This is a genomic window from Fodinibius sp. AD559 (assembly GCF_052712805.1).
The window spans coordinates 93,176-117,084 of sequence record NZ_JBQPVW010000007.1; the positions used below are offsets into that span (position 1 = coordinate 93,176).

The 23,909-nt window shown below is 43.0% G+C and carries 19 protein-coding genes and 1 pseudogene; 5 read left to right on the forward strand and 15 right to left on the reverse strand.

What is annotated here, in order from left to right:
• Window positions 1-36: 36 nt before the first annotated feature.
• The 8 genes from dprA to ACQ4LT_RS12820 all read right to left on the reverse strand — a co-directional run bounded on the left by dprA (window position 37) and on the right by ACQ4LT_RS12820 (window position 12,380).
• Entirely contained in the window at window positions 37-1,224 is a 1,188-nt protein-coding gene (gene dprA, locus ACQ4LT_RS12785; protein ID WP_445666452.1) for a DNA-processing protein DprA, read from the reverse strand.
• Complete coding sequence (obgE, locus tag ACQ4LT_RS12790) at window positions 1,160-2,170, reverse strand: GTPase ObgE (RefSeq protein WP_445666453.1); 1,011 nt, start codon at window positions 2,168-2,170, stop codon at window positions 1,160-1,162. The genes dprA and obgE overlap by 65 nt, the downstream gene beginning before the upstream one ends.
• A 1-nt stretch (window position 2,171) precedes the next feature.
• Window positions 2,172-4,361: a S9 family peptidase gene (locus tag ACQ4LT_RS12795; protein WP_445666454.1), complete on the reverse strand. Its 2,190-nt coding sequence runs from the start codon at window positions 4,359-4,361 to the stop codon at window positions 2,172-2,174.
• Window positions 4,362-4,462: 101 nt separating this feature from the next.
• Window positions 4,463-5,314, reverse strand: coding sequence for an acetyl-CoA carboxylase, carboxyltransferase subunit beta (accD, locus tag ACQ4LT_RS12800; protein WP_445666455.1), 852 nt, complete (start codon window positions 5,312-5,314; stop codon window positions 4,463-4,465).
• A gap of 337 nt (window positions 5,315-5,651) precedes the next feature.
• Complete coding sequence (locus ACQ4LT_RS12805) at window positions 5,652-8,258, reverse strand: M14 family zinc carboxypeptidase (protein ID WP_445666456.1); 2,607 nt, start codon at window positions 8,256-8,258, stop codon at window positions 5,652-5,654.
• A gap of 78 nt (window positions 8,259-8,336) precedes the next feature.
• Window positions 8,337-8,984, reverse strand: coding sequence for a tRNA (adenosine(37)-N6)-threonylcarbamoyltransferase complex dimerization subunit type 1 TsaB (tsaB, locus tag ACQ4LT_RS12810; RefSeq protein ID WP_445666457.1), 648 nt, complete (start codon window positions 8,982-8,984; stop codon window positions 8,337-8,339).
• A gap of 72 nt (window positions 8,985-9,056) precedes the next feature.
• On the reverse strand, window positions 9,057-11,051 hold the full coding sequence (locus ACQ4LT_RS12815) for a DUF3857 domain-containing protein (RefSeq protein ID WP_445666458.1): 1,995 nt from the start codon (window positions 11,049-11,051) through the stop codon (window positions 9,057-9,059).
• 30 nt (window positions 11,052-11,081) lie between these two features.
• On the reverse strand, window positions 11,082-12,380 hold the full coding sequence (locus tag ACQ4LT_RS12820) for a dihydroorotase (RefSeq protein WP_445666459.1): 1,299 nt from the start codon (window positions 12,378-12,380) through the stop codon (window positions 11,082-11,084).
• 115 nt (window positions 12,381-12,495) lie between these two features.
• Between ACQ4LT_RS12820 and xseA the strand changes: the two genes are divergently transcribed.
• The 5 genes and pseudogenes from xseA to ACQ4LT_RS12845 all read left to right on the forward strand — a co-directional run bounded on the left by xseA (window position 12,496) and on the right by ACQ4LT_RS12845 (window position 16,487).
• On the forward strand, window positions 12,496-13,689 hold the full coding sequence (gene xseA, locus ACQ4LT_RS12825) for an exodeoxyribonuclease VII large subunit (protein WP_445666460.1): 1,194 nt from the start codon (window positions 12,496-12,498) through the stop codon (window positions 13,687-13,689).
• 112 nt (window positions 13,690-13,801) lie between these two features.
• Complete coding sequence (locus tag ACQ4LT_RS12830) at window positions 13,802-14,848, forward strand: CNNM domain-containing protein (protein WP_445666461.1); 1,047 nt, start codon at window positions 13,802-13,804, stop codon at window positions 14,846-14,848.
• Between the two features lie 138 nt (window positions 14,849-14,986).
• Window positions 14,987-15,205 (forward strand): annotated as a pseudogene (locus tag ACQ4LT_RS12835) (exopolysaccharide biosynthesis protein); the annotation flags it as partial.
• 173 nt (window positions 15,206-15,378) lie between these two features.
• On the forward strand, window positions 15,379-15,834 hold the full coding sequence (locus ACQ4LT_RS12840) for a hypothetical protein (protein ID WP_445666462.1): 456 nt from the start codon (window positions 15,379-15,381) through the stop codon (window positions 15,832-15,834).
• A 98-nt stretch (window positions 15,835-15,932) separates the two neighbouring features.
• Window positions 15,933-16,487 (forward strand): HDIG domain-containing metalloprotein, encoded by a 555-nt coding sequence (locus tag ACQ4LT_RS12845; RefSeq protein WP_445666463.1) that lies wholly within the window; start codon window positions 15,933-15,935, stop codon window positions 16,485-16,487.
• 7 nt (window positions 16,488-16,494) lie between these two features.
• Here the strand turns inward: ACQ4LT_RS12845 and pheA are convergent, their stop codons facing one another.
• The 7 genes from pheA to ACQ4LT_RS12880 form a co-directional block, all read right to left on the reverse strand.
• Window positions 16,495-17,646 carry a prephenate dehydratase gene (gene pheA / locus ACQ4LT_RS12850; protein ID WP_445666464.1) on the reverse strand — a complete coding sequence of 384 codons (1,152 nt, stop codon included), beginning with the start codon at window positions 17,644-17,646 and terminating at the stop codon, window positions 16,495-16,497.
• Between the two features lie 98 nt (window positions 17,647-17,744).
• Window positions 17,745-18,863: an ABC transporter permease gene (locus ACQ4LT_RS12855; RefSeq protein WP_445666465.1), complete on the reverse strand. Its 1,119-nt coding sequence runs from the start codon at window positions 18,861-18,863 to the stop codon at window positions 17,745-17,747.
• The gene (locus tag ACQ4LT_RS12860; protein ID WP_445666466.1) at window positions 18,860-19,993 is read right to left on the reverse strand and encodes an ABC transporter permease; all 1,134 of its coding nucleotides are present in this window, start codon (window positions 19,991-19,993) and stop codon (window positions 18,860-18,862) included. The genes ACQ4LT_RS12855 and ACQ4LT_RS12860 overlap by 4 nt, the downstream gene beginning before the upstream one ends.
• Window positions 19,986-20,726, reverse strand: a complete 741-nt coding sequence (locus ACQ4LT_RS12865; RefSeq protein WP_445666467.1) for an ABC transporter ATP-binding protein — start codon at window positions 20,724-20,726, stop codon at window positions 19,986-19,988. Before ACQ4LT_RS12865 ends, ACQ4LT_RS12860 begins: the two co-directional genes overlap by 8 nt.
• Window positions 20,719-21,642 (reverse strand): ABC transporter ATP-binding protein, encoded by a 924-nt coding sequence (locus ACQ4LT_RS12870; protein WP_445666468.1) that lies wholly within the window; start codon window positions 21,640-21,642, stop codon window positions 20,719-20,721. The genes ACQ4LT_RS12865 and ACQ4LT_RS12870 overlap by 8 nt, the downstream gene beginning before the upstream one ends.
• Window positions 21,643-21,698: 56 nt before the next feature.
• A complete protein-coding gene (locus tag ACQ4LT_RS12875) occupies window positions 21,699-22,613 on the reverse strand; it encodes an HlyD family secretion protein (protein WP_445666469.1) in 915 nt (304 codons plus the stop codon).
• A 7-nt stretch (window positions 22,614-22,620) separates the two neighbouring features.
• Entirely contained in the window at window positions 22,621-23,904 is a 1,284-nt protein-coding gene (locus ACQ4LT_RS12880) for a TolC family protein (RefSeq protein ID WP_445666470.1), read from the reverse strand.
• Window positions 23,905-23,909 lie beyond the last annotated feature (5 nt).

The following is a 23,909-nucleotide window of genomic DNA, read 5'->3' on the forward strand; positions in this document are numbered from 1 at the left end:
CGGCTAATTTAAAAACAGAATAGAAACAATAACAGATTATAATAATTCGAAATTTTTACCTGCCGTCTGACGGATAGCCCCCTGCATTTCGAGCTCCAGGAGCTTTGGCATCAATTTATGCGTTTCAATTTCCAGCCGCTCTGCCAAATGATCGATGTGCAACGATTGTTCATCCAGCACTTCACAAATACTTGTTGATAGGTTATCCAACTCCATAGATTCCCATTTATTCTGAGAAGATCGGGGCGTATCTGCAGAATCTGATTCCGTTTCCTTCTCTTTGATATGAACATGAATTTCAGTCAGAACATCCTCAACATTCTGGACAAGCTTTCCCATCCCTCTCTTAATCAGGCTGTTGCAACCAATGGCATTGGGATGACCAACCGGATGTGGGATAACGAATACCTCTCGGTTTTGATCCAATGCCGACTTCGCCGTAATCATACTACCTCCCTCCAATCCCGATGCCACTACCAGTGTTCCCAGACTCATTCCACTGACAATGCGATTTCGAACGGGGAAATTACCCATTTCCGGAGCTGTTCCAAGCGGAAACTCAGAAATTACTGCTCCCCCGGTCTCTATGATCTGTTTAGCTAATCCTTTGTGGTCACTCGGATAAATCCAATCGATACCCGACCCGAGAACTGCGACCGTTTTACCACCGGCATCTACCGTAGCCTGGTGGGCAGCCCCATCTGTTCCATATGCCAGCCCGCTGATAATCGTTAAGTCATGATCAACCAGCTCTTTTGCAAATTTCTGAGCCATTTTCTTTCCATAGTTTCCCACGCGACGTGTACCAACAATAGAAATAGCATCGGTATCAAGCACCGAGCGATTACCTTTAATCCAGAGCATAAGCGGCGGATCATAAATTTCGCGCAGCAAATGGGGATAATCATCATCCCAGTACGTCATGATTTGTGCGCCGGTGCGTTCGGTCTTTTCAAGGATGCGATCGACTTTATCCCACTCGTTGAACCCCAGAACTTCCTCGGCTGTTTTGGGACCAATTCCGCGTATGGATTCCAGCTCATGACGCTCAAGACGAAAAATAAGCTGTGGATGCTCGACGGCTTGCAACAGCAGACGAATGCGCTGTGCACCCAGATTATCCAATAGATGTAAGGCTACAAATTCTCTAACTGGCGGTTTATACGTCTTCTCTTGTTGATTCAACTTCTTGTAATTTCTCCCAGATGATTTCTTTAAGTTCATCTATATGGTAGTTGGTTGCGGACGAAATTTCAACTACCGGGATATCTAAATCAACTTTTTTTTCTTCATCAAGCTCATAATTCTCCTGCAAATCCATTTTGGTTATCGCCAAAATACGCGGTTTATCCAGCAGATCGGCCCGATATTGCTCTAATTCCTCGAGCAGCGCATTGTATTCATACTCGATATCCTGCTGTGAGCTAACCATAAAAAGCAGTACGTTATTGCGCTCGATATGACGCAAAAACTGGATTCCGAGCCCCCGCCCGTCGTGCGCCTCTTCAATGATGCCAGGAATATCCGCCATCACATACGTCCGATAATCGGGCATAGTCACTACCCCGAGATTAGGCTGCAGTGTCGTAAATGGATAAGAATCGATTTTTGGTTTAGCGCCAGACATTGTTGAAAGGAGCGTACTTTTGCCCGCATTGGGGAATCCAACAAGACCGACATCAGCAATAAGCTTAAGCTCAATTTCAATTGCGCGCTCATCTCCCTTTTCACCATCTTGGGCATGCTGTGGCGTCTGATTAGTAGCACTTCGGAAGTGCCAATTTCCCAGTCCACCTTTACCGCCCTGTGCGACAACAATTTCCTGCTCGTGTTCGGTAATCTCACCCAAACGCTCTTTGGTATCGGCATCGTAAATAACACAACCCAGCGGTGCTTCAAGGATTTCATCCTTTCCACTTTTTCCTTTCTTTTTGCTGGGGCCTCCGCGCTCACCGTCTTTGGCATTCACGTATTTTCGATACCGGAGATCAAGCAGTGTATTCAGTTGTTCATTTCCTTTCAAAATCACGTCACCGCCGTCGCCGCCGTCACCACCATCGGGGCCACCTTTAGGAACGTATTTCTCCCGACGAAAATGAACAGATCCCGGCCCGCCGTCACCGCCGGTAACATAAATTTTTGCGTAATCGGCAAATTGAACTCGACCCATATTATAGATTCTCTAAAATAAAATTACTCATCATCTTATAGAGGTGCTTCCGTGCATTGCCTCCATAAATTGCATGACTTCTATTCGGATAGTACATCGACTCAAACTGAACGCCTTCGGCCACCAGTTTATTCACTAACTCAACAGAATTCTGGAAATGAACGTTGTCGTCACCGGTGCCGTGTACCAATAAATAATTCCCTTCAATCTGATCCGCATACGTAATGGGAGATCCTTTTTTATATCCCTCCGGATTCATTTGTGGCGTCTGCATAAAGCGCTCAGTATAAATGGTATCATAAAATCGCCAGTTTGTTACCGGTGCTACAGCAATGGCGGTATCAAAAAGATCATTGGCCTGCGCCAACACTAAACTCGACATATACCCGCCATAGCTCCATCCCCAGATACCTAATCGATCTTCATCAATAAAGTCATAGGTTTCAGTCAGATACTTGGCAGCATCAATTTGATCCACAACTTCGTACTGTCCTAATTTTTTATATATCTGTTTTTCAAAGTCGCGTCCCCGGGCACCCGTTCCGCGATTGTCAACGCTTACCACAATATATCCCTGCTCGGCAATATATTTATGCCATGTAGCACGCTGTCCTGAGCTAAAACTCTTTGTTACTGTTTGACTGCCCGGTCCTCCGTACACATAAAACAGCGTGGGATATTCCTTCTGAGGATCAAAATCGTGCGGCTTCATAATGTATCCATTCAGCGTAGCCTGCTCTAAGGGTATCTCAATATACTCTTTTGACGGCATTGCATATTCCGAAAGCCTTTGCTCAAGCATCTCATTTTCTTCAAGCATACGTACCTGGGTCCCATCACCTTTGTGCAATGTATAGGTTGGCGGATTCCCGGGCGACGAAGTCGTCTTGATATAATATTCATAGTCACGACTCATATTGATACTATTCCAGCCCTCACCATCACTCAGCTTTGTTTTACCACTGCCATCAATATTTATGCTGTACAGGTGACGCTGAAGAGGAGATTCTTCTGTACTTACATAGTAAATCTTATCCGAATTCTCATCATATCCCAGATAATTAGTTACCTCCCAGTTGCCTTTCGTAATCTGACGAATCTGCCTACCAGACATATCATACAGATAAATATGATTATAACCCGATTCTTCACTTACATAGATGAACTGCTCTTGATTCTCCAAAAATTTCAGATCGTCGTTTACATCCACCCACGCATCTGATGTTTCTGTTTTAATGATTTCCGTATCACCGGTATTCACATCAGCGAGCATCAAATCCTGTTTATTCTGCAGTCGATTCATCCACCGAATCGCCAAAACCTCGGGATCTTTCGTCCAATTGATACGGGGAATGTATTGATCGTTTTCCGATCCAACATCCATCCAGGTGGTTTCTTCGGATTCCAGATCGTATACGCCAATTTTTACAATCGCATTTTTTTCGCCGGCTTTGGGATATTTGAAGCGCGTCAATCCCGGATACAGCTCCCCCCAGTCCGTCATAAAAAACTCTTTTACATACGACTCATCAAAGCGATAGAAAGCAATCCTGTTTCCATCGGGTGACCAGTACCACGCCTTCGCGATCCCGAATTCTTCTTCATAAACCCAGTCGGTAGCCCCATTTATAATATGATTGAACTTGCCATCCTCAGTAATTGCTTTCTCTTCACCGGTTTCTAAATCCACCAGATAAAGATCATTATCCTGCACAAAAGCAGCTTTGTTTCCCAAGGGCGATAGCTGCGCATACTGCTGTTTTTGATTCGACTGCGTCAGCTTTTTCGTTTCTGTGGTTTCCAGATCATGCACAAAATAGTTTTCCCGCGTACTTCGCCGCCAAATCTGCTCAACATCAGACTTTATCAGAATCTTTTTTTCATCGGATGAAAACTGGTATCCCTGAATAGGTATAGGCTTTTCTCGACCATCAACCTGCAAATCGGTAGCTGATACCAAAACCTCGTAATCTCCTTCAAGGATGTTGTATTTCCGAAGTTCAATATCATTTTGTGTACGCTCCAGAGCAGTGTAAAACTGCCCATCCTGCATCCAGTTTACACTACGTATTTCATCCGGGGAAAACGTTTGATCAACGACATGCTCAAATGCAAGTTGTTTCTTCTCCTGAGCCAAAGTAGGCTGGATAAGCCAACCTATTGCAAAAATAAATAGAAATATTTTTTTCATTATACCTAACTTTAATACTAAGAATGGCGCTCCGAAACTTCGGAGTGCCATTCGGATAAACAATGGGCGATAGGAAATCGCGTTAAATATTTAAATTGTATTTACTCCTCGTATTTGTGGAGCAGAATTTTGATAAGCTTGGTAAGCTTCCCTTTTAATTGGGGACGAGGTGTTATAAAGTCCAGAAAACCATGGTCAAGGAGATATTCCGAGCGTTGGAATCCTTCAGGTAAATCGCGACCGATTGTCTGGCGAATGACTCGAGGTCCGGCAAAACCGATGAGCGCTTCTGGTTCAGCAATGTTGAAATCACCAAGCATTGCAAAACTTGCTGTCACACCACCCGTTGTCGGGTTCGTCATCAGTGAAATATAGGGCACACCGGATTCTTCGAGCTGTGCCAGCTTGGCTGACGTTTTGGCCATCTGCATCAGACTCAAAACGCTCTCCATCATGCGCGCACCACCCGATTGTGAAATGATAATAAGAGGCTTTTCATTTTTTCGGGCATGATCGATAGCCATACCAATTCGTTCACCTACGACCGAACCCATGCTACCCCCGATAAAATTAAAATCCATACAGGTAATCACGACATCCAGTTCGTTCATCTTGCCAATCCCCACCCGCACGGCATCCGTTTTACCGGTTTTTTCCTGATATTCATCGAGACGATCGCTGTACTTCTTGCGATCTTCAAAGTCCAGCGGATCAGTAGGAACAATATCTTGGCCGATCTCCTCAAATTCTCCTTTATCAAAAAGAAAAGAGAAATATTCGTCGCTCCCAATACGGAAGTGATATCCACTCAACGGATCCACCCAGAGATTATCCTCAAGTTCCCGTCGGTGCACCGTTTCACCGGTTTTGGGCACTTTTACCCAGACGCCCTCCGGCATTTCTTTACGCTGATCGGTTTGTATATTTTTATCTTTTCTCTTAAACCAAGCCATGTTTGTCCTGTTTCATTTAAATGATTCCCAAAAATAATGATTATCGGTCGAAGCTAAAATCTTTTTATTTGTGTGGCTTTTTCACCTGTAAACAAAAGCCATATAATTACTCAACTGTAAGATAAAGTTATGCTTTAAAAAATTATACCATTAACGCTTTCAAAATAGTATTAATCAAAAGGTACAAATCTTATCAATGATACCATTTTCCTTCAACCCCCACTCCCGGTAAAAGAACCGTGAGTTTCCCCTTCGAAGGGGGACAGGGGGATGACGGCCCAGCATCAAATATTGAACCCTAAATTTATTCCGTTAAGAGGTGAAACACTTCTAATCCTTACAAACTAAGGTTCTGACCAAAGAAAATAGCGTTCAAGAACAGTCGGCTGGTCGTATGCCAGTAACTCCGAAAATTAGGAGCATCCGCAAACAAGATAACTTTTCCCTGTCCTTCACTTCGTGCTACGATTGCCGACGTGCCGCTAACTTTTTGCAGATTTTCCTCATTAATATGTCCTCCTACAAATGGCTCTTCGATATATTGAGCTACGGTGCCATAAGGATTTTTACTCTGCTTAAGAAAAAACTTACTGTTTTTTATAAACAACTGTCGGCGATCTGGCACACCAAAGGCAATTGGATTTGACGGATCAATATCCGCTTCCAGAATTGTTCCCGGAATAGTATCTGCCCGCCACCTGTCGGCCTGTTCTTCGTAGTCGTATCGTTCTTTTGATTCAGTCGTATCCTCAGGGAACCTCTTAACTAAATCCTCACTAACCAGCTCCTTCTCGATTGTCCACTCGGAGGCATCCTCGTTGGTAATGAGCACCCCGCCGGCCTGTACCCAACGTTGAAGTTTATCCACAGCATTCTCATTCCAGTCACTATAATCACCATCGACGAGCACAATGGTATTATATCGCTGCAGATCGGTTCGGGGAAACTGTTGACTGCGAATCTTTGTAACTTCCATTCCTACATGCATATTTAACAAAAACCAGGCTTCGCCAACTTCGTAAGTGCTGGTCCCTTCGCCCACAACCATTGCTACTTCAGGTTTTTCTATAGGCTCAATATTAGTACTTCCCAGATCGATACCCGACGGTGTCATCCCGGTATCTACTGAATAAAATGTGACATTATGTGCATTAGCAACAGAACGTAATTTCTGGTATAACTCATTAGGGCTCATATCTTGCTCACGCACTGATACCACAATACTGCCATACCCAAATTCCTCCTTATTATTTGATGTGATACTTGCTGTAAACGGTTTGTGTGCTACCCGCACAGTCAAATCTGATTCCAACATCTCATACAAAGCCGGCGACGCATTATAATCCGACCATTTCAATAGGTAGGCATAGTCTGATGATCCGCCTTTAACCGTGCCATTGCGTTCGGGAAGTTTGGTAATCTGATCCCCTTGAAAATTTCGGTAACTATCCGACTCCAATTCCTCATACTGTATGCCGTATCCATGTACCAGCGACCACCCGGTAATATCATAAAACACGCTATCGGGGAATGACGTATTGGCTTCAAAAATATCATGAATCACCCGATAATGGATTTGATCCGTCGGAACCATATAACTGTTTCCAGCTTCAAAGCGTTTTCCATTTTGTTCTATATCCGAATCTACCTCATACACATCAAGGCGGTGCTTGAGCATCAAATCCAAAAATTTGTGTGTTAGCGAAGGATCATCTTCATCTCCAAAAACATACGCCTTTGTCGGCTGCGACGATGCTTCCTCAAGGGCTGACCGGAAGAAATCTTTCTGATATTCGAACAGTTTCTGTTTTTCATTAACGGCGGCACGCACTGTGGCTATACCGGTATGCAGATGTTTGAGAATAGTTGATCGAAAAGTCACTTCTCCCGCGTCACTTTCCTGTACCAATCCCCGCGAGCTACCGACCTCAAAAGTTACCCCAACTCCACCTTGTATATCGGGATAGGTAGAACCATAAATAGGCGAAATATTGTCAAATATTTCTTTTGTCCAATACAGTGCACCAAGATCATCAAGTGCATCCGTTTGATATTCGGCCAGCAATGGATTCATTACCTCATAATGATATTTGGGAATAATGGGGTTCCATGTTCGAACCGGCTTCGTCGGCTCCAAATAATAAGTGCTGTTGGTCCCCATCTCATGAAAGTCGATCTGTACATTGGGATACCACTGATGATAAAAATCTACACGATTTTCGCTCTCCTGTTGCGTTACAGCAAACCAGTCTCGATTTAAATCATGCAAAAAGTGATTCGTTCGCCCCTCCGGCCATGCTTGGTTGTGTTCGGCATCAGCCGGATCAGCGACCGGTGGAAATGATTTGAAACTGTTATGCCAGTGTGCCGCCCGATCACGTCCATCGGGATTTTGAGCGGGATCAATATGAATTACTGATTCATCCAAAAACTTCTGAGTTTCCTCGCTTTGGTTAGCAATTAAATAATAAGCCGTTAGCATCGCTGCCTCACCGCTGGAAGTTTCATCTCCGTGCACACTGTAATTCAAGGCAACGATAGATTTTCCCTCTTCAGGATCTAATACCGGCACTTCCGGATCAAGAAGCGTAAGATGTTCTTCTCGAATATTCTCAATATTTGAATGATTTTCCGAGGATGTAACGGTCAATACCACTTGTGGACGTTTTTCATAGGTTTCCCCAATAATCTGAAAACTTGCCTTATCCGAAATACCAGCCAATTCTTTTAAATATGCTACAATGCGATCATGCCTTGTATAATGTGTACCGATATCATAACCCAAAAACTGCGCAGGCGATGGTATCTGCTCATCAAATTCCGTTTCACTTACTTCCGGGAAGTAATAATCGTTTTGGGCAGTGGCATTACCCGGGAAGAGTATTCCTATCGTAATTCCCAATATTGCTATTACCGTTAATATATTTTTCATGCGTGATTTCATTTTTTACTCCTGTTTAATTACTCAAATTCTTTACAGCAATTTAGAAAACCATAAAGTCCAAATTGCAAGAGATCTATTTCAATTCACCTGATTCGACGTGTAATACTTTGGTTCGAATAGTTCGGGATCTTTTTCCTGATAGAAATCAGAAAAGCCGGCCTGATATAATTCAATAAGCGATGTTGCTGATATTAAGTTAGGGTTCAAACTCCTTGCTTTATTCACAACCTGCTCATCTATTCGTTGCAAGCCCGTACCAATAACAGTATCATCCTCTCTCAGCATCTTTTCGAATGCCTTTATAGGAATGACTTCGACTTCATCCTCCGTTGATAATGTTCCATCAGCAAAAACAAATTCCTGGTGATATACATGTACCCGTCGAGCATCAATAACACTGTGAATACGATTGGCTTTAGGATTTTCCCGGGTTGCCTGCATCGCAAACGAAGCAAGCGTATTTATACTAATCAAGGGTACCTCGGTTTGAAAAAGCAATCCTTTAACCGCACTTGCACTAATACGTAATCCCGTATAAGAGCCTGGCCCCTCGCTCACTAAAACTGAGTCAAGATCTGGAATTCGAAAGTCGTGTTCATCCTGCAGTTGTTCAATAAAAAGGAACAGCTGCTCGGAATGCGTGCCGCGCTTATTTGTCCTTTGCTCATAGATACTTCCGTTTTCATCACAATAAGCAACGGAACATACGTTAGTTGCCGTTTCCAAAGCAAGCAACATTATTAATTACCCTTCATTAAAAAGTTTCTGTTACAATGATACCAATCTTTATGATAACTGTTATTCTTCGATAAGCCATGAGCTATTACTGAGCTCCACCCAACGGTTGTACAACTTGTACAGTGACGGGAAATAGTCGGCAGAAAAATTCCGCTGATCAATATTTATCTGATATCGATAATTGAGCTGTCCGGTCGTATTGTCATATCGTTCCACAAATTCAGCACCGGAAAATCTGATTGTTCGACCACCAGTAACAGCCACACTGTACCCCTGCGGTAGCGCAATCGAATATGATAAGTTCAATTTTTCGGGTGCATCAAGTGTGATGGGCAGATTACGATCGGGACCCGAAAATGGGTTTTCATTTCTATAGCCCACAACCAAAGGGCTAAATTTAAGTCCATCGGTGAAATCCGTTGCATAGTTCTCGATCTTAAAATCAGCAGTAATTGCTATAGGCTGTCCATATTTCTCTGCATTATTAACTATGACATCAGTAGCTCTCATTTGGGGATACCCATCAAATAACGTTTGACGCAAAATCTCGCTGTCACTGCTTCCATCCGCCTTCTGTTGGCGTATTATCTGAGCCGGATATCCCTGTTGCACGGCTTCTATTGTTCCCCTAAGCGTTCCATCCCGTTCGAGCTGACCATCAATTTGAACCTGTATATCAAAAAGGCTTTTATCGGGATTAATATCGATCCATTCATATCCCTCTTCCCTGAGGACCAGCCCACGACTGCCGTAGGTATCAACAGGAATCAGACCCGGCTGACTATATGGGAATCCTGCATCCATCAGATAAGATCTTTCATTAATTTCTGACCGGGCCATCAATCCATTAAACTGATAAAAAGAAGGAAAATCCATATTAATTTTCCCCGATTTTCGGGTCGAAATTAGAACAGGATTAGCGTCAATATCAGCAGCCCGAAGCATAGCAACAAGCGCCTGATTGATAGCTGCCTGATTGGAGGGTTTACCGGCCAAAACCTGTTTCCCCGAAGTTTGACTAAAGGCTGCATGCTGACCCGAAAAATTAACGCGCTCGTTCAAGTAGTGATAGATACTGTCCTGAACCTGACTTACAGGTGCTCCATCCAACGCCCCTGCTATCGAGTCACCCACAGCTTCCGCCTCACTATTCTTGTTGATAGGTTCCCAGGGATCGGTCTTGTCCCGAATACGGGCTACAACAACTTCCCAGTTATTCTCGAGCTGTTGACGTGGGATCCCAAATTCACTAAGCAAAAATTTAATCTTAGCCCGATAATCATCCAGCGTAGTTATATAAGCCTCTTCTTTAACAGGCGGGATATCCCGCGCCATCCAGCGTTCAGTGACAATTGGTTGCGGCTGTGGAATAGTGAACACTTTAGGCACCGAGCTGGTATCGGCATACACCACATCATGTGTTATCTTGCCATCAAAATTTTCGGTGTACGACTGATAGCGCAAATATTTGGGATAGGTTATCGTAAGTTTGGCGTTATCTGTTGGCACCTTGTGAGAGAGATAAAAATCGGGTAATTCCTCGATATAGCGACGTTCGATCGTATAGCGATATTCAATAACCGCTCCATCCTCAACAGCAGGCATGGCAAACTCTTTTACATTATAACGCGAATTAATGTTGATGGTACGAATATCCTGCTCCGATAAAGCTACGCGTTCACCGGAAGGCAGATAGGTATAGGCCTCGAGAGAAGTAACGCGCTCCATATCATTATCAAAATAATACGGTATCGCAACAACCGAGGCTTCTTGAACTGAATCGTCAAAAACTTTGATTCGGATGTGATACTCCAACACCGCTAATATTGACTCATCAGCCTCCTGAAAGGATATATTCAGCTCCTTATTGGTGATCCGGTACGGAGTATTATCTTCTGGAGCTTGCATCTGAAAAAGCGAATCGGGAATATTTCCAAATTCTGCATCTGGTATATTTTGGGCTGAGGCCCCACCAATACCAAGCAATACAATACATACAGTTGTCAGAAAAAATCGATCCAAAAGAAATGCCATCCATTCAAATTTAGAACTCAATAACGTAGAACCAGCCGTTTCATTCTGTAATTAAATTTCATTGATCACAAATCGGCCCTTATTATAAATAGCCTCAGCTCGTCCCTTCATTTTTTCACCTAAATAAGGTGAGTTCTTAGATTTAGATCGTACTGTTGATTCGGCAAATGTCCACTCCTCATCAACATTAAAAAGAGTCAAGTTAGCCTTTGCCCCCTCTTTTATTTTGGGAATATCCAAATTCAAAATCTCACGCGGCTTTTCTACAAATTTTGTCAACAATATTTGCAGATCGAGGACTTCGGAATCAAGCAGACGTTTTACGCTCACTGCCCATGCCGTTTCCAAACCAATAATTCCGTTAGGGGCATAAATAAATTCCACTTCTTTCTCCTCAATTGAATGAGGCGCGTGATCAGTACAGATCGCATCAATAGTTCCATCAGCCAGTCCCTCGATCATCGCATTCACATCTTCCTGGGTGCGCAGCGGAGGATGCATTTTTACGTTTGTATCGAAATCGCGGCGTTCAATTTCCTCGTCAATTAAATCAAAATGATGGGGACAAACTTCGGTTGTTACATTAATGCCATCAGCCTTGGCCTGTCGCACCAGATCTACCGCTTTGGCCGTACTGATATGCGCCACGTGAATATGTCCGCCGGTAAATTCGGCCAGCAAAATATCACGAGCAATCATCGTCTCTTCAGCAATTGCGGGTGTACCGTCAATGCCAAGCCGCGCCGACACCTTTCCCTCGTGCATATGTCCCGGTCGTGAAAGCTTCAAATCTTCCTCATGATTGATAATCGGCATCTCTAACATCGAGGAATATTCCAACGCCACACGCATTAGCTGTGAATTATAGACCGGATCGCCATCATCACTAAACGCCACAGCACCGCCCGCTTTCATGTCGCCCATCTCGGCAATCGACTTGCCTTTACGCTCTTTGGAAACACAACCGATGGGATGCACCTCGACCGCCAACTTCTCAGATTTTTTCTTAATGAACTCCACTACATCCCGCGTATGAATGGCCGGATTCGTATTGGGCATACAGGCCACTTCCGTAAATCCCCCGAAAGCCGCTGCGGCACAACCGGTTTCTATCGTCTCTTTATGCTCGTACCCGGGCTCACGAAGATGCACATGCATATCCATCCATCCGCCGGAAACATACGTCCCGTCGGCATCATGAATCGTCTCATTTTCTTTTTGTGGATTTAATTCAGTACCAATCTCAGTAATAGTCCCGTCTGTTATACGGATATCAACCGTTTGCGCACCGTCAAAATCTCCACCGACCGGCCTGACGTTCTGAAGTAATAAATTAGGCGTGTAACTCATAAAAACTTTCCGTTATTTTTGTGAGCAAATATACATGTTTTCAACAGAATTCAATAATAGCCACGAACCTGCACAGATAACGTAATCCATTTACATCTGCGGCCCAAAAATCATTATGGATCAATCTGATCTTTTTACATCACAAATACTTTCGGTTTCTGAATTAACCGACGAAATAAAAACTCTCCTTGAAGGCAATTTCCTCGATATTAAAGTTGAGGGGGAAGTTAGCAACGCTTCCACCAGTCGAGCGGGACACACCTATTTTACTGTCAAAGACGAAGATGCACAACTTTCGGCTGTGATTTGGCGGGGTATCAATCAACGATTAGGTATTGAGCTCGAAGACGGGCAACAAATTATTGCCGGCGGTGATATTCAGGTTTATCCGCCACACGGAAAATACCAGCTTATTGTACGATCTGTAGAACAAGCAGGTAAAGGTGCACTACAGGAAGCCTTCGAAAAGCTCAAAAAAGAACTTAGGGAAGAAGGACTTTTCGACGACAAGCACAAAAAAGCATTGCCGAAATTTCCGTTTAAAATCGGAGTTATCACCTCTGCTACGGGAGCCGCTTTTCATGACATTCGCGATACACTGCAACGCCGATGGCCGGTTGCCGAAGTGCTGCTCCACCACGCGAGTGTTCAGGGTGTAAATGCAGCCCCACAATTAGTAAAAGCTATTAGCTGGTTTTCGCAGGAACAAAATGTGGATTTGCTCATCGTTGGTCGGGGCGGCGGTTCACTGGAAGATCTCTGGCCGTTCAACGAGGAAGCAGTAGCCCGTGCGCTATTCAATTGTAAGGTTCCAACTGTCAGCGCTGTGGGACACGAAGTAGATTTTAGCATCTCTGATTTTGTAGCCGATGCCCGTGCTGCCACGCCCACTCAAGCTGCTATTCTGGCTACGCCCGATATCAATGAAGTACGCATGTTTGCCGATGATCTGACTACACGTCTGCATGATATTATCCAAGAGCGAACCACCGAACAGAAAGAGCGTATCCAGCAGTTAGTACAATCACATGCCCTGCAAGTGGTGCAACAAAAAGTGGAGAACAATCACGAAAAAGTAAATAATTTGGTGGATCGCATTCAACATCGACGCGAGGTACATTTTATGAAAAAGCACGATAAACTCAAGGAGTTGCGTCACAGATTGGAACTCAAAAATCCCAACACTGCCCTTGAACAAGGATATTCGCGCATCTGGCAAAACGAAGAATGGGTTCGTTCTGTTGATGAGTTTGATACTGATAAAGAAACAACCATCGAGTGGCAGGATGGAGGAACCACAATTAGTTGAAAAAAATACCATATTATGACCGTAGATTACTGCAAGATTCTTTAAAAGAAAAACGTATCTCATAATATATGAGAAAGCACTCGTTACTGTTTAAAAGTAATAGCCTGATTTTATGGAACTATATTTACGATTACTCGGTGGAGTAATCCTCCTTCTCCTTAATGCATTTTACGTAGCTGCTGAATTTGCCCTGACGCGACTCCGTCAATACAAGCGTGAAGAGCTGGAAGACAGTGCCGGTCTTAACCGTGCCTGGAAGATGACCGAAACGCTGGAAATCTATCTTACCTCGTGCCAAATTGGTATTACTACAACCAGTATTTTGCTGGGTGTTATTGCAGAACCTGCTGTTACTGAACTAATTGAATTATTTATGCCAGCAGGAACGATCGGTTCCTTCTCTTCCCATACCATTTCAATCATATTGTCAGTTTCAATTATTAATCTCGTTCATACGATATGGGGCGAACAAGCTCCAACCTATTTGGGGGTAGAGCGAGCCGAAACAGTGGCACGTTATTCCTCTTTTCCACTTTACTTGTGGACGTATGCCATTTATCCGGTACTATTGTTTGGGGATTGGGTAACAAAAGCAACACTGAAACTATTTGGCGTTGAAATAGATCGCACCTGGCTTAAAGAAGATTCTACTTCCGGTGGTATCCGCTCGGAGATGGTTGACCTCTTGAAGACAGAAGGAGTTTCAGATGACCGGCGCGAAGAGGTTATCAATGCACTTGATATTGATGAAATTACCGTGAAAGAAATCATGGTACCACGGAAAGATATTATCAGTCTGAGTACTGAAAAATCATTCCGGAAAAACCTGAATGCCATTCGCAGCCATATGCATGCCCGTTATCCGCTGGTGGGCAAAACACTTGATGATTTTAAGGGCATACTATATACACCACAAATTACGGCTAATATCAAAAGCCTGCTAAACGGTGAAAAAGAGCTTGACGATTTTGACTGGCCCAAAATGACGGTCCAACAGAACCTTCCGGTCAGTAAGTTAATCGACCATTTTCAGCAAAAAAATCATGAGCTGGCATTGGTACAAGAAAATGATCAGATAGTCGGACTTGTCACTCTCACCGATGCCATTGAAACGATTGTAGGGAGCGCCGAAGATCCGTTGGATTTACTAAATGATTAATTACAGTAAATCTTTATAATTTTCATTTATATCACTTATTCCCGCTGATTGAATCCAAAACTATTCCAGTTTAACAATGAACACCAATCAGCAATCTTTGGGCATTGTACAACTTAGGATACCGTAAACAAGGATGAGAGCAATTCAGTATCACTGGAAGTGATTTTAGACGTAGCCGGGCGTAAATCATTCGGCTCACTCCTGTTCATTACCGGTGTAATTACATTACCCCCCATCATTGGCGATATTCCCGACATCCCCAGCATAATGGGTATTATTGTTCTGCTGGTAGCCATTCAGTTACTTTTGAATCGTAAAAACCTCTGGCTGCCACAATTCTTGTTAAATCACCCGTGACGAACTACCAATTGTAATGGCTTTTGTTTTTGCAATTTTTATAACTGGTATTATTTATTTTCATATGTTGTGGTAGCAACCTCACATACAATTTTTAGCATCCATAACATTATTGGATATAATACCTTAGCACTTAGCAGGATTTATTACTCACTCAACAACTATTTATTCTTATGCTTGAGCAATATCGTATTCAGATCAATTACAAGACCCGTGAGCGGCAAATTCTAAATGCCCTGTTGGCACTGACTACCGGGTGTCTCACACTCATTTATCCGAATTTTCTTTACCTAATTGCAGGCGGTTACCTCGTTGCCTTAGGATTATTGTTTATCGCCTTCCGTATTTCGCCTACTCTGTCCGCCATTCCTATTGTTGCGGGAATTCTCATCTTCATTTTTCCTGAGCTTATTCCTGTCACATTTGCGGCCTTTTTAGGGCTGTTCGGGTTTATCCTACTATTTGGATTTCAATTTTCCATTGTTGGCGTTCTTACACTGATAATAGCTTTGCTTATCGTTGCAAATCCTGACTCGGTGGCCTACCTGATTGCCACCTTTTTACTGATCTATTCTGTATCAAATCTCATTCGATTTTATCAGGATTGGCAGGACCATAAATTGCAGTGATTTTATTGAGCTCAAAGAAATCTTTTGTTTGATTCTGCACTCCCATATTTAGCTGTAACAATGCGATCGATTACGCTTCATTTAAAAGCAATACACCCATGAAAAATCGAGATGAATCTGTAGAATTATTACAGCAGTATATTGAAAATGACAACCTCAGGCATCATTGTCATATGGTTGCTACAGCCATGGAAGCATATGCCCGTAAACTGGACAAATTTCACGAGGAGACCGAAGCATGGTGGACGGCCGGATTGCTTCACGACTTAGACTGGGAAAAGTATCCTGAAGAACATCCTAAAAAAGCCACCGAAGAAATCCTCCCTGGCGAAGGATATTCCGAAGCAATAATTAACGCAATTGAGGCGCATGCACCTGAACGAACGGGACATGAACCGGAAACTGAAATAGAACGTTATCTATTTGCCTGTGACGAACTGTCTGGATTTATGAACGCGGTTTCTTTAGTTCGTCCCAACGGATTCGCAGATATGCGGGTGAAATCAGTTACCAAAAAACTTAAAGACAGTAGTTTTGCAGCAGATGTACCCCGCGAAGATATTCAAAAAGGTGCCCAATTAATCGATACCGATCTTAATGACCATATCGCATTCTTAATTGAGGCATTCAAACAAGAGGCCCAACCTCAATAGAAGTTTATCACCCATCCGGAGTTCCCACTTGGGCAGGATAGCAACCAAGCACCTTCAGCGAGCTGGCTTCTTGTTCTAATTCCTGAAGTGCCACTCGAATATCCGGGTTAGCAATATTTCCTTCTATATCCAAATAAAACTGATATTTCCAGGGTTTATTGGGTTTAGGACGCGATTCGAGTTTGGTCATATCAATGTCATGATCGGCAATAATATTCAGACAGCTAACCAGCGCTCCCTGTTCATGAGTTGTTACCATCAGTAACGAAGTTTTACATGGTATCTGTGAATCAACTTCCACCAGCTGACGTCCAACCACCACAAATCGGGTGAAGTTTTCGGATTGATTCGCCAAATCGCGCTTCAATATTTTAAGACCATAAATATCTGCCGCGTAACTTCCGGCAATAGCAGCCTGAGATAAATCTCCGTCCTCAAGCACTTTCTTCGCCGACATCGCCGTATCGATATAAGATTCCACCCGGCAATCGTGGAGCTTTGCCAAGAAGTTACTGCACTGTGCTATAGCTTGGGGATGTGACATAATTCGACGAATACGATCTACAGGAATATCCTCTAACGCCAATAAACAGTGAATAATCCGAATAGCCTCTTCACCCACGATGTACAATTCATCATCCGCCAACAAATCATACGTTTCGCGAATAGAACCGGCCGTGGTGTTTTCAATAGGCAGGATAGCATAATCCACCTTTTCCTCTTTTACTGCTTCCGCAGCCTGACGAAAAGTGTCATAACCGAAACAATCGACCTGACTATAGCGCTCTTCAAAATGTCGATATGCAGCCTGATGACTAAACGCTCCATCCGTCCCCTGATAAGCCACTTGAACCGTATCGGTATTCTTTTGTTCATTCTGATGATCAACCAGAGAATGGGTCTGAAATCGTACCGAGTGATGAATAATATCCTTAAACAACTGCTCGGCAAAGTAGCGATCAAGTCCGGCTTCGCGTGCCAGTTTTGTTATTTTTGACAGCAGTTCTTCTTCTCTTTCAATATCTCGTATATCAGATTCATCATTAATTTTAAGCTCCGAAATTTCACGTACCAATCCCTGCCGCTTCGCCAAAGCCTCGATAATCTTCTGATCGGTTTCATCGAGTAGCTTTCGGATGGAATCGAGTTTATCAGTCATTGAAGTAAGGTGATATTAAACTAAATTGAGCGTTTATAGAATATTGTATTCCCGGCTTTAATGAAAGAATAATTGATTTATCTCTGGATAATACGAAATCAAGATGTCGATTTACGATACCTGAAAATAGCGGCGGGCAGAATTATTACCGCCATCACCGTAAGTAATCCAACCAAGTGCTGAACCTCAAACCAGCCCGCTCCCTTGAGCATTACACTCCGCATAATTTCAATAAAATGAGCAATAGGATTTAAAATCGTAAGCTTCTGTGCCCAAATCGGCATGCTTTCAATAGGAGTAAACAGTCCGCCCATCAGGATAAATACCACCATAAAAAACCATGCAATAAACATCGCTTGCTGTTGCGTTTGAGTGACAGTAGAAATAAACAATCCAATGCCCTGCACCACCAGTAAAAAGATTCCGGCAATCCCAAAAAGCAGCCATACGCTACCTACGAAAGGAACACCAAAACCGTAGTAGGCGATGAGCAATCCAATACCCAGCTCAAACAGAGCAATAATCCAAAACGGGAGTAACTTACCGGTAATAAATTGGTAACGCTTTATAGGTGAAACGTTTAGCTGCTCGATAGTGCCAATTTCGCGTTCGCGCACGATATTCATCCCCGATAAAAACATTCCTATCATCGAAACAAGAACCACTAAAATGCCCGGTACCATATACTGGATATAATCAAGGTTGGGATTGTACCAGCTCGCGGGGATGACTTCTATATCTTTCCGATTGGTAAGTTCCATATTTTCAATTACCGGACGAATACTACTGTTATAATCCTGGATAATAGATCGCCCGTATCCCTGGATGAGTCCAGCTGTTGTACCATCCACGGCATCAATATTTAACTGCACCGAAGTAGGTTGCCCCAATTTCAAACGCTGTTCAAAATCCTGCGGAATCACCAGTGCCAACCGAACATCGTTACTGCGCATTTTTTCTATTCCATCATCCACATCAAACGAACTGCTTTGCAAAGTAAAATATCCTGAGGCTTGAAATTTCTGAACAAGCGCATGTGACGCTTCAGATTGGTCGAAATCAGCAAGATGAAAATTAACCTCTCGAAGTTCATAGGTTGCCGCAAATGATAGGATAACCAACTGCACAACTGGCATAAGAAAAATAATTGGCAGCATTCCCTTATTGCGAAAAATCTGCAGAAACTCTTTTTCTAAAAGAAATTTTATTATTCTCATTGCAGCCTCACCTTAAAATTCTTCACGCTCAATGCAACAAATCCAAGGGTCATTACAAGTAATATCAGCGTTTCTTTCCACAGTAGTAGCAAGCTTGAATCTTTAAGCATGATGCTTCGAATAATTACTAAAAACCAGCGCGCAGGAATAATATTACTGAACCACTGCAAAGGAAGTGGCATACTTGAAATGGGAAAAATGAATCCCGATAAGAGTACAGTTGGCAGTAGCAAACCCGCTAATGCTACCATCATGGCCGTTTGTTGATCGTTAGCCTTGGTAGAAATGAATACTCCAAGCGCCAAAGCAGTAAAAATGAAAAGCAGAGATTCCGCCATAAAGAGTCCATATGAACCACGAAACGGAACCCCAAACACCCACTCTGCCAATGCTAACACCGTAAGCACATTTACAAAGGCCAGTACCAAATAAGGCAGCACTTTACCGATAATTATCTGTGCCGGTCGCAAGGGGGAAACGAGCAAGATCTCCATATTACCCATCTCCTTTTCACGAGTGATAGAAATTGAAGTCATCAATGCAGAAATGAGCATCAATATAACGGCGATAAGTCCCGGTACAAACAGATTTACACTTTCGAGCTGTGGATTAAACAGCATATTTGCATTTGCAACTACCCCGCTATTCTGCTCATCGGGCGGCCCGCTTCTGCGCTGCTGCCAATCCACAATAATAGACGTAGAATACTGCTGGATGAGCTGTGCTAAATTGGGATTTGATGCATCTGTAATAATATTTACTGTCGGTTGTTCCCCACGTTGCAGCTTACGGGCGAAGTCAGATTCAAAAATAATAGCTTCATCAACCTCTCCGTCCTGAAAAAACTCATCAATATTATTATACCTTTGGATAGAACCTTTCACTGAAAAATAATTGGAAGCATCAATTTTACTGATGATCTGACGAGTTATTTCGTCACGGGAATGATCGAACACAGCCACCTTGGCATTTTCTACTTCATTTCGGATGGCAAAACCAAAAAGCAGCATCTGGATGATAGGCATCCCGAACAACACCAGCAGCGTCCGCTTATCGCGATAAATCTGCTTGAATTCTTTTATAACGAACCCTACAAATGCATTTATTTTATTCCTTATTCGACTATTCAACACGTTCGGCACCTCGAGCCAGCCTTATAAAAACCTCTTCAATATCATCGGCCTCAAACTCCTCTTTAAGTCCGGCCGGTGTATCCAAAGCATCAATACGACCATCCACCATAATAGAAACCCGATCACAATACTCAGCCTCATCCATATAGTGCGTAGTCACGAAGACAGTGGTTCCTTCCTCGGCCACTTTATAGATCTGCTCCCAGAACTGTCGTCTTGTAATAGGATCAACACCTCCGGTAGGCTCATCCAGAAAAACGATCTGTGGTTCGTGAATCAGTGCCACCGAAAAGGCCAGTTTCTGCTTCCATCCCAGGGGCAACGAACCTATCATCTTTTCCTGCAAATCTTTCATACCCAACCTCTCGATCAGCTGCTTCAACTTTCGGCTAATTTCTTTGTCAGAAAGTCCATAAATACCGCCATACAACCGAATATTTTCACGAACTGTTAAATCCTCGTATAGTGAAAATTTTTGACTCATATAGCCGATCTTCTTCTTGATTTCTCCGGCTTGAGTGTATACATCATATCCGGCTACTTGAGCCTCACCCTCGGTAGGAATCAATAATCCTGTTAACATGCGCATAGCTGTTGTCTTACCAGCACCATTAGCGCCAAGAAAGCCAAAAATTTCACCCCTGCCGACTTCAAATGAAATGTGATCCACGGCGGTAAAATCACCAAACATTCGAGTAAGATTATCTGCTTTTATCATCGGATCAGCCATGAGTTCCCTCCTGATCCATCAATCGAATGAACATATCTTCAATATCGGGTGCAATTTTTCTTATCTCGGAATTTTCGATTCCATGTATTTCTAAAAAGGAAGTAATATCATCCGGGCTTATATCTTTACGTTGATCGGTATAGTGCACATAATCACCGAAAGGCTGTACCGAGTCCATAAATTCGTACTTCCTAAGCACTTGGATTAGCTTATATTTTGACTCAGCTTTAATCGCCCACAAATCTTTATCAAATCGGCTGGTAATCACTTCGGGCGTAGCGATGGATAAAATTTTCCCTTCCTGTATTAATGCTACGCGATCACACTGCTCAGCTTCATCCATATATGGCGTAGAAACCAGAATTGTAATCCCCTCATCCTTAAGCCGGTGAAGCATCTGCCAGAATTCCTTGCGCGAAACCGCATCCACGCCGGTCGTGGGCTCGTCCAAAAACAATACTTTTGGCTTGTGAATCAACGCACAGCTTAACGCCAACTTCTGCTTCATACCGCCTGACAAAGCTCCAGCCAAGCGATCTATAAATGGTTCAAGTTGCTTAAATATTGGCTTTATAAGCTCATAATTAGCATTTATAGTTGTCCCAAAAACAGAAGCAAAAAAAGAGAGATTTTCTTGCACTGATAAATCCTGGTAAAGTGAAAAGCGTCCCGGCATGTACCCCACCTGGGGACGTATCTTTTTGTAATCCCCAACTACATCCAAACCCAATACAGAAGCTTCCCCGGCATCTGGTTTTCGCAGTGTCGTTAAAATGTGAAAGATGGTAGTCTTTCCCGCGCCATCAGGACCAATAAGTCCGAACAGTTCACCCTCTTTTACTTCAAAAGATATTTCCTTGACAGCATCAACCTTACCGTAGGATTTCTCAATATTTTGGACTTGGATCGGTTTCATAACTTGGTTATTCGTTATCTGTTATTAGTTATTCATATATACCAAATAACCAATAACTAATTCCCCGCTTGAAAATTCACCTCACCGGGCATTCCAATTTTCAAAATTCCATCGGGGTTCGGCACCTTTACTTTTATCGCATAAACCTGCGTAACACGCTCCTCTTTGGTCTGTATCATCTTAGGTGTAAATTCGGCCTGTGATGCAATCCAGCTTATTTTTCCGGGTATCTGCTGATTCTCCTCCGCATTTTTATCAACTATTACTTCTACCGATTGTCCCAATATTACCGATGGTAGCTGAGCACCACTTACGTAGGCCCGTAGCTCCAGCGTATCTAAATTTGCAATCTGATAGAGCGGCCTTCCTTCTCCGACAAGTTCATGCGGCTCAACAAAGGTTGTAAGCACCGTCCCATTCACGGGATTCACAACATGGGCATCGTTAAGCTGCTGCTCAACCTGATTTAATCGCGCATCTATCGATTTAATTTCTGCACGTACCGACTTCTTTTGTGTTTCCAAAGCCTGGATCTGTTTCTGGATTGTTTGAACATTACCTTCAGCATCATCTAGCTGTTGTGCAGTAGCTGCACTTTCTTCTCGCATTGCACGAATTCTCTTCAGGCTTTTTTGCGCCGTCTCCAGCCTTTGCTGCTGCACGGCAATTTCTGCATCAATATTATTTATTTTAGATTCAACCGCTTCCCGCTGCGACAGCAGTTCATCCTTTTTCAAATTCAGCTGCACCGTATCAATTACCGCCACTTTTTCTCCCGCTGTAATAGTTTCTCCCTCCGAAATGTTAAATGACAATAACTCACCGGATACCTTGGCCGAAATAGTCGTTTCTACGGCTTCAAATTGCCCGTAGGCATCTGACTTTTCGTTATTAACACATCCACTAATCATCACAAAAGAGAGGATACCTAAAAATACTCCATACAAACTATTTCCTTTATATCTCATCATATCGTCTTTATTGTCTATGTTCTGAAATACCCAATGTTGTTTGATAATTAATTTTTGACTGCGACAACTTTGTACGATGAATCATCTGCGACATCCGGGCCTGTGTAACTTTATTCAACTCAATGATATATTCTGTTGCAGTAACACTACCGTTTTTCATCTGACTCGCTTTCTCGTCCACCACTTTTTCTCGCAGTTCAATGATCTGTTGATCCTGCTCTAACTTCACCTCAAATAATTCTATCTGCCTCCTAATTTTACTTAAACTGGCTTTTAACTGACGTTCAAACGCCCGTTCTTCTTTAGTGATTGCTTTCTGCTTCAGCTGATACACCTGCTGCTTTTTTGCTGCATTCTGCGCATTCCAAAAGTTCCATTGCAGCTGCAAACCCACCATATAAAAGGCATGAAACTCATCAGCAAATACATTATAACCCGGACGTCCATAGGTAGCACTTCCAAACGCTGAGAGCGTAGGCCATTTATCGGTTTGTGCCAGTTCTTTTCGATAACCCAACACCTCGCGGTTGTTTTCAAAAAGCTCGAATTCGGGACGCTGCCTCGGCAATTCACCTGCCTGAGGCAAATTTACTCGTGGCATTTGAAGTTTCGTATTGGGATTTATTTCCTCTCCGATAAGATCACTTAACATTTGATATCCGGAGGAAATATTGGATCGTATTTCTGCCGAATCCTGTCGGGCGTTGATAAGTTCAGCTTCCAGCGTATACTTTTGGCTTGGAAGCAGTACCCCATGGTCTACCTTAGAGGATACCTCTTTGATTTGGGCTTCAATATTTTTCATCAACATATTAATAATGTGAAGCTGCTCCTGTGCTAATAATATCCCAAAATAAACTTGGTTAACTTGCTCTTTAATTTGACGCAACTCCACTTCTGTAACTTTATTTTTTCCTTGCCCACGGATTTCCTCAAGCTCTTTTCTGATACCTACAGCTCCGCTATTGTAAATAACCTGTGATGCCTCTACTGTCGCCTTATACTGATCTTTGCTGAGCTCGGGAGCACTAAACTGCCCACCGGATGGAAATGAAAGCTCTGTTACTTCGGATTGATAAGTTGCAGTGGTCCCAAAATTAAACTGCGGATAAGCCGCTGTGCCTGCAATCTTTTTATTGAGCTCAGTAATATCTTTTTGCAGATCAATCTTTTGTGCCAGCGGATAATTAGCCTCAATTTGCGTATGAATATCGTCGAGTGAAAGCGTATCCGTGGAAGTCGGTTGAACGCCTATCAGCGTTATAATGGAAAACAGTAGTGCAGTTAGCATATTCG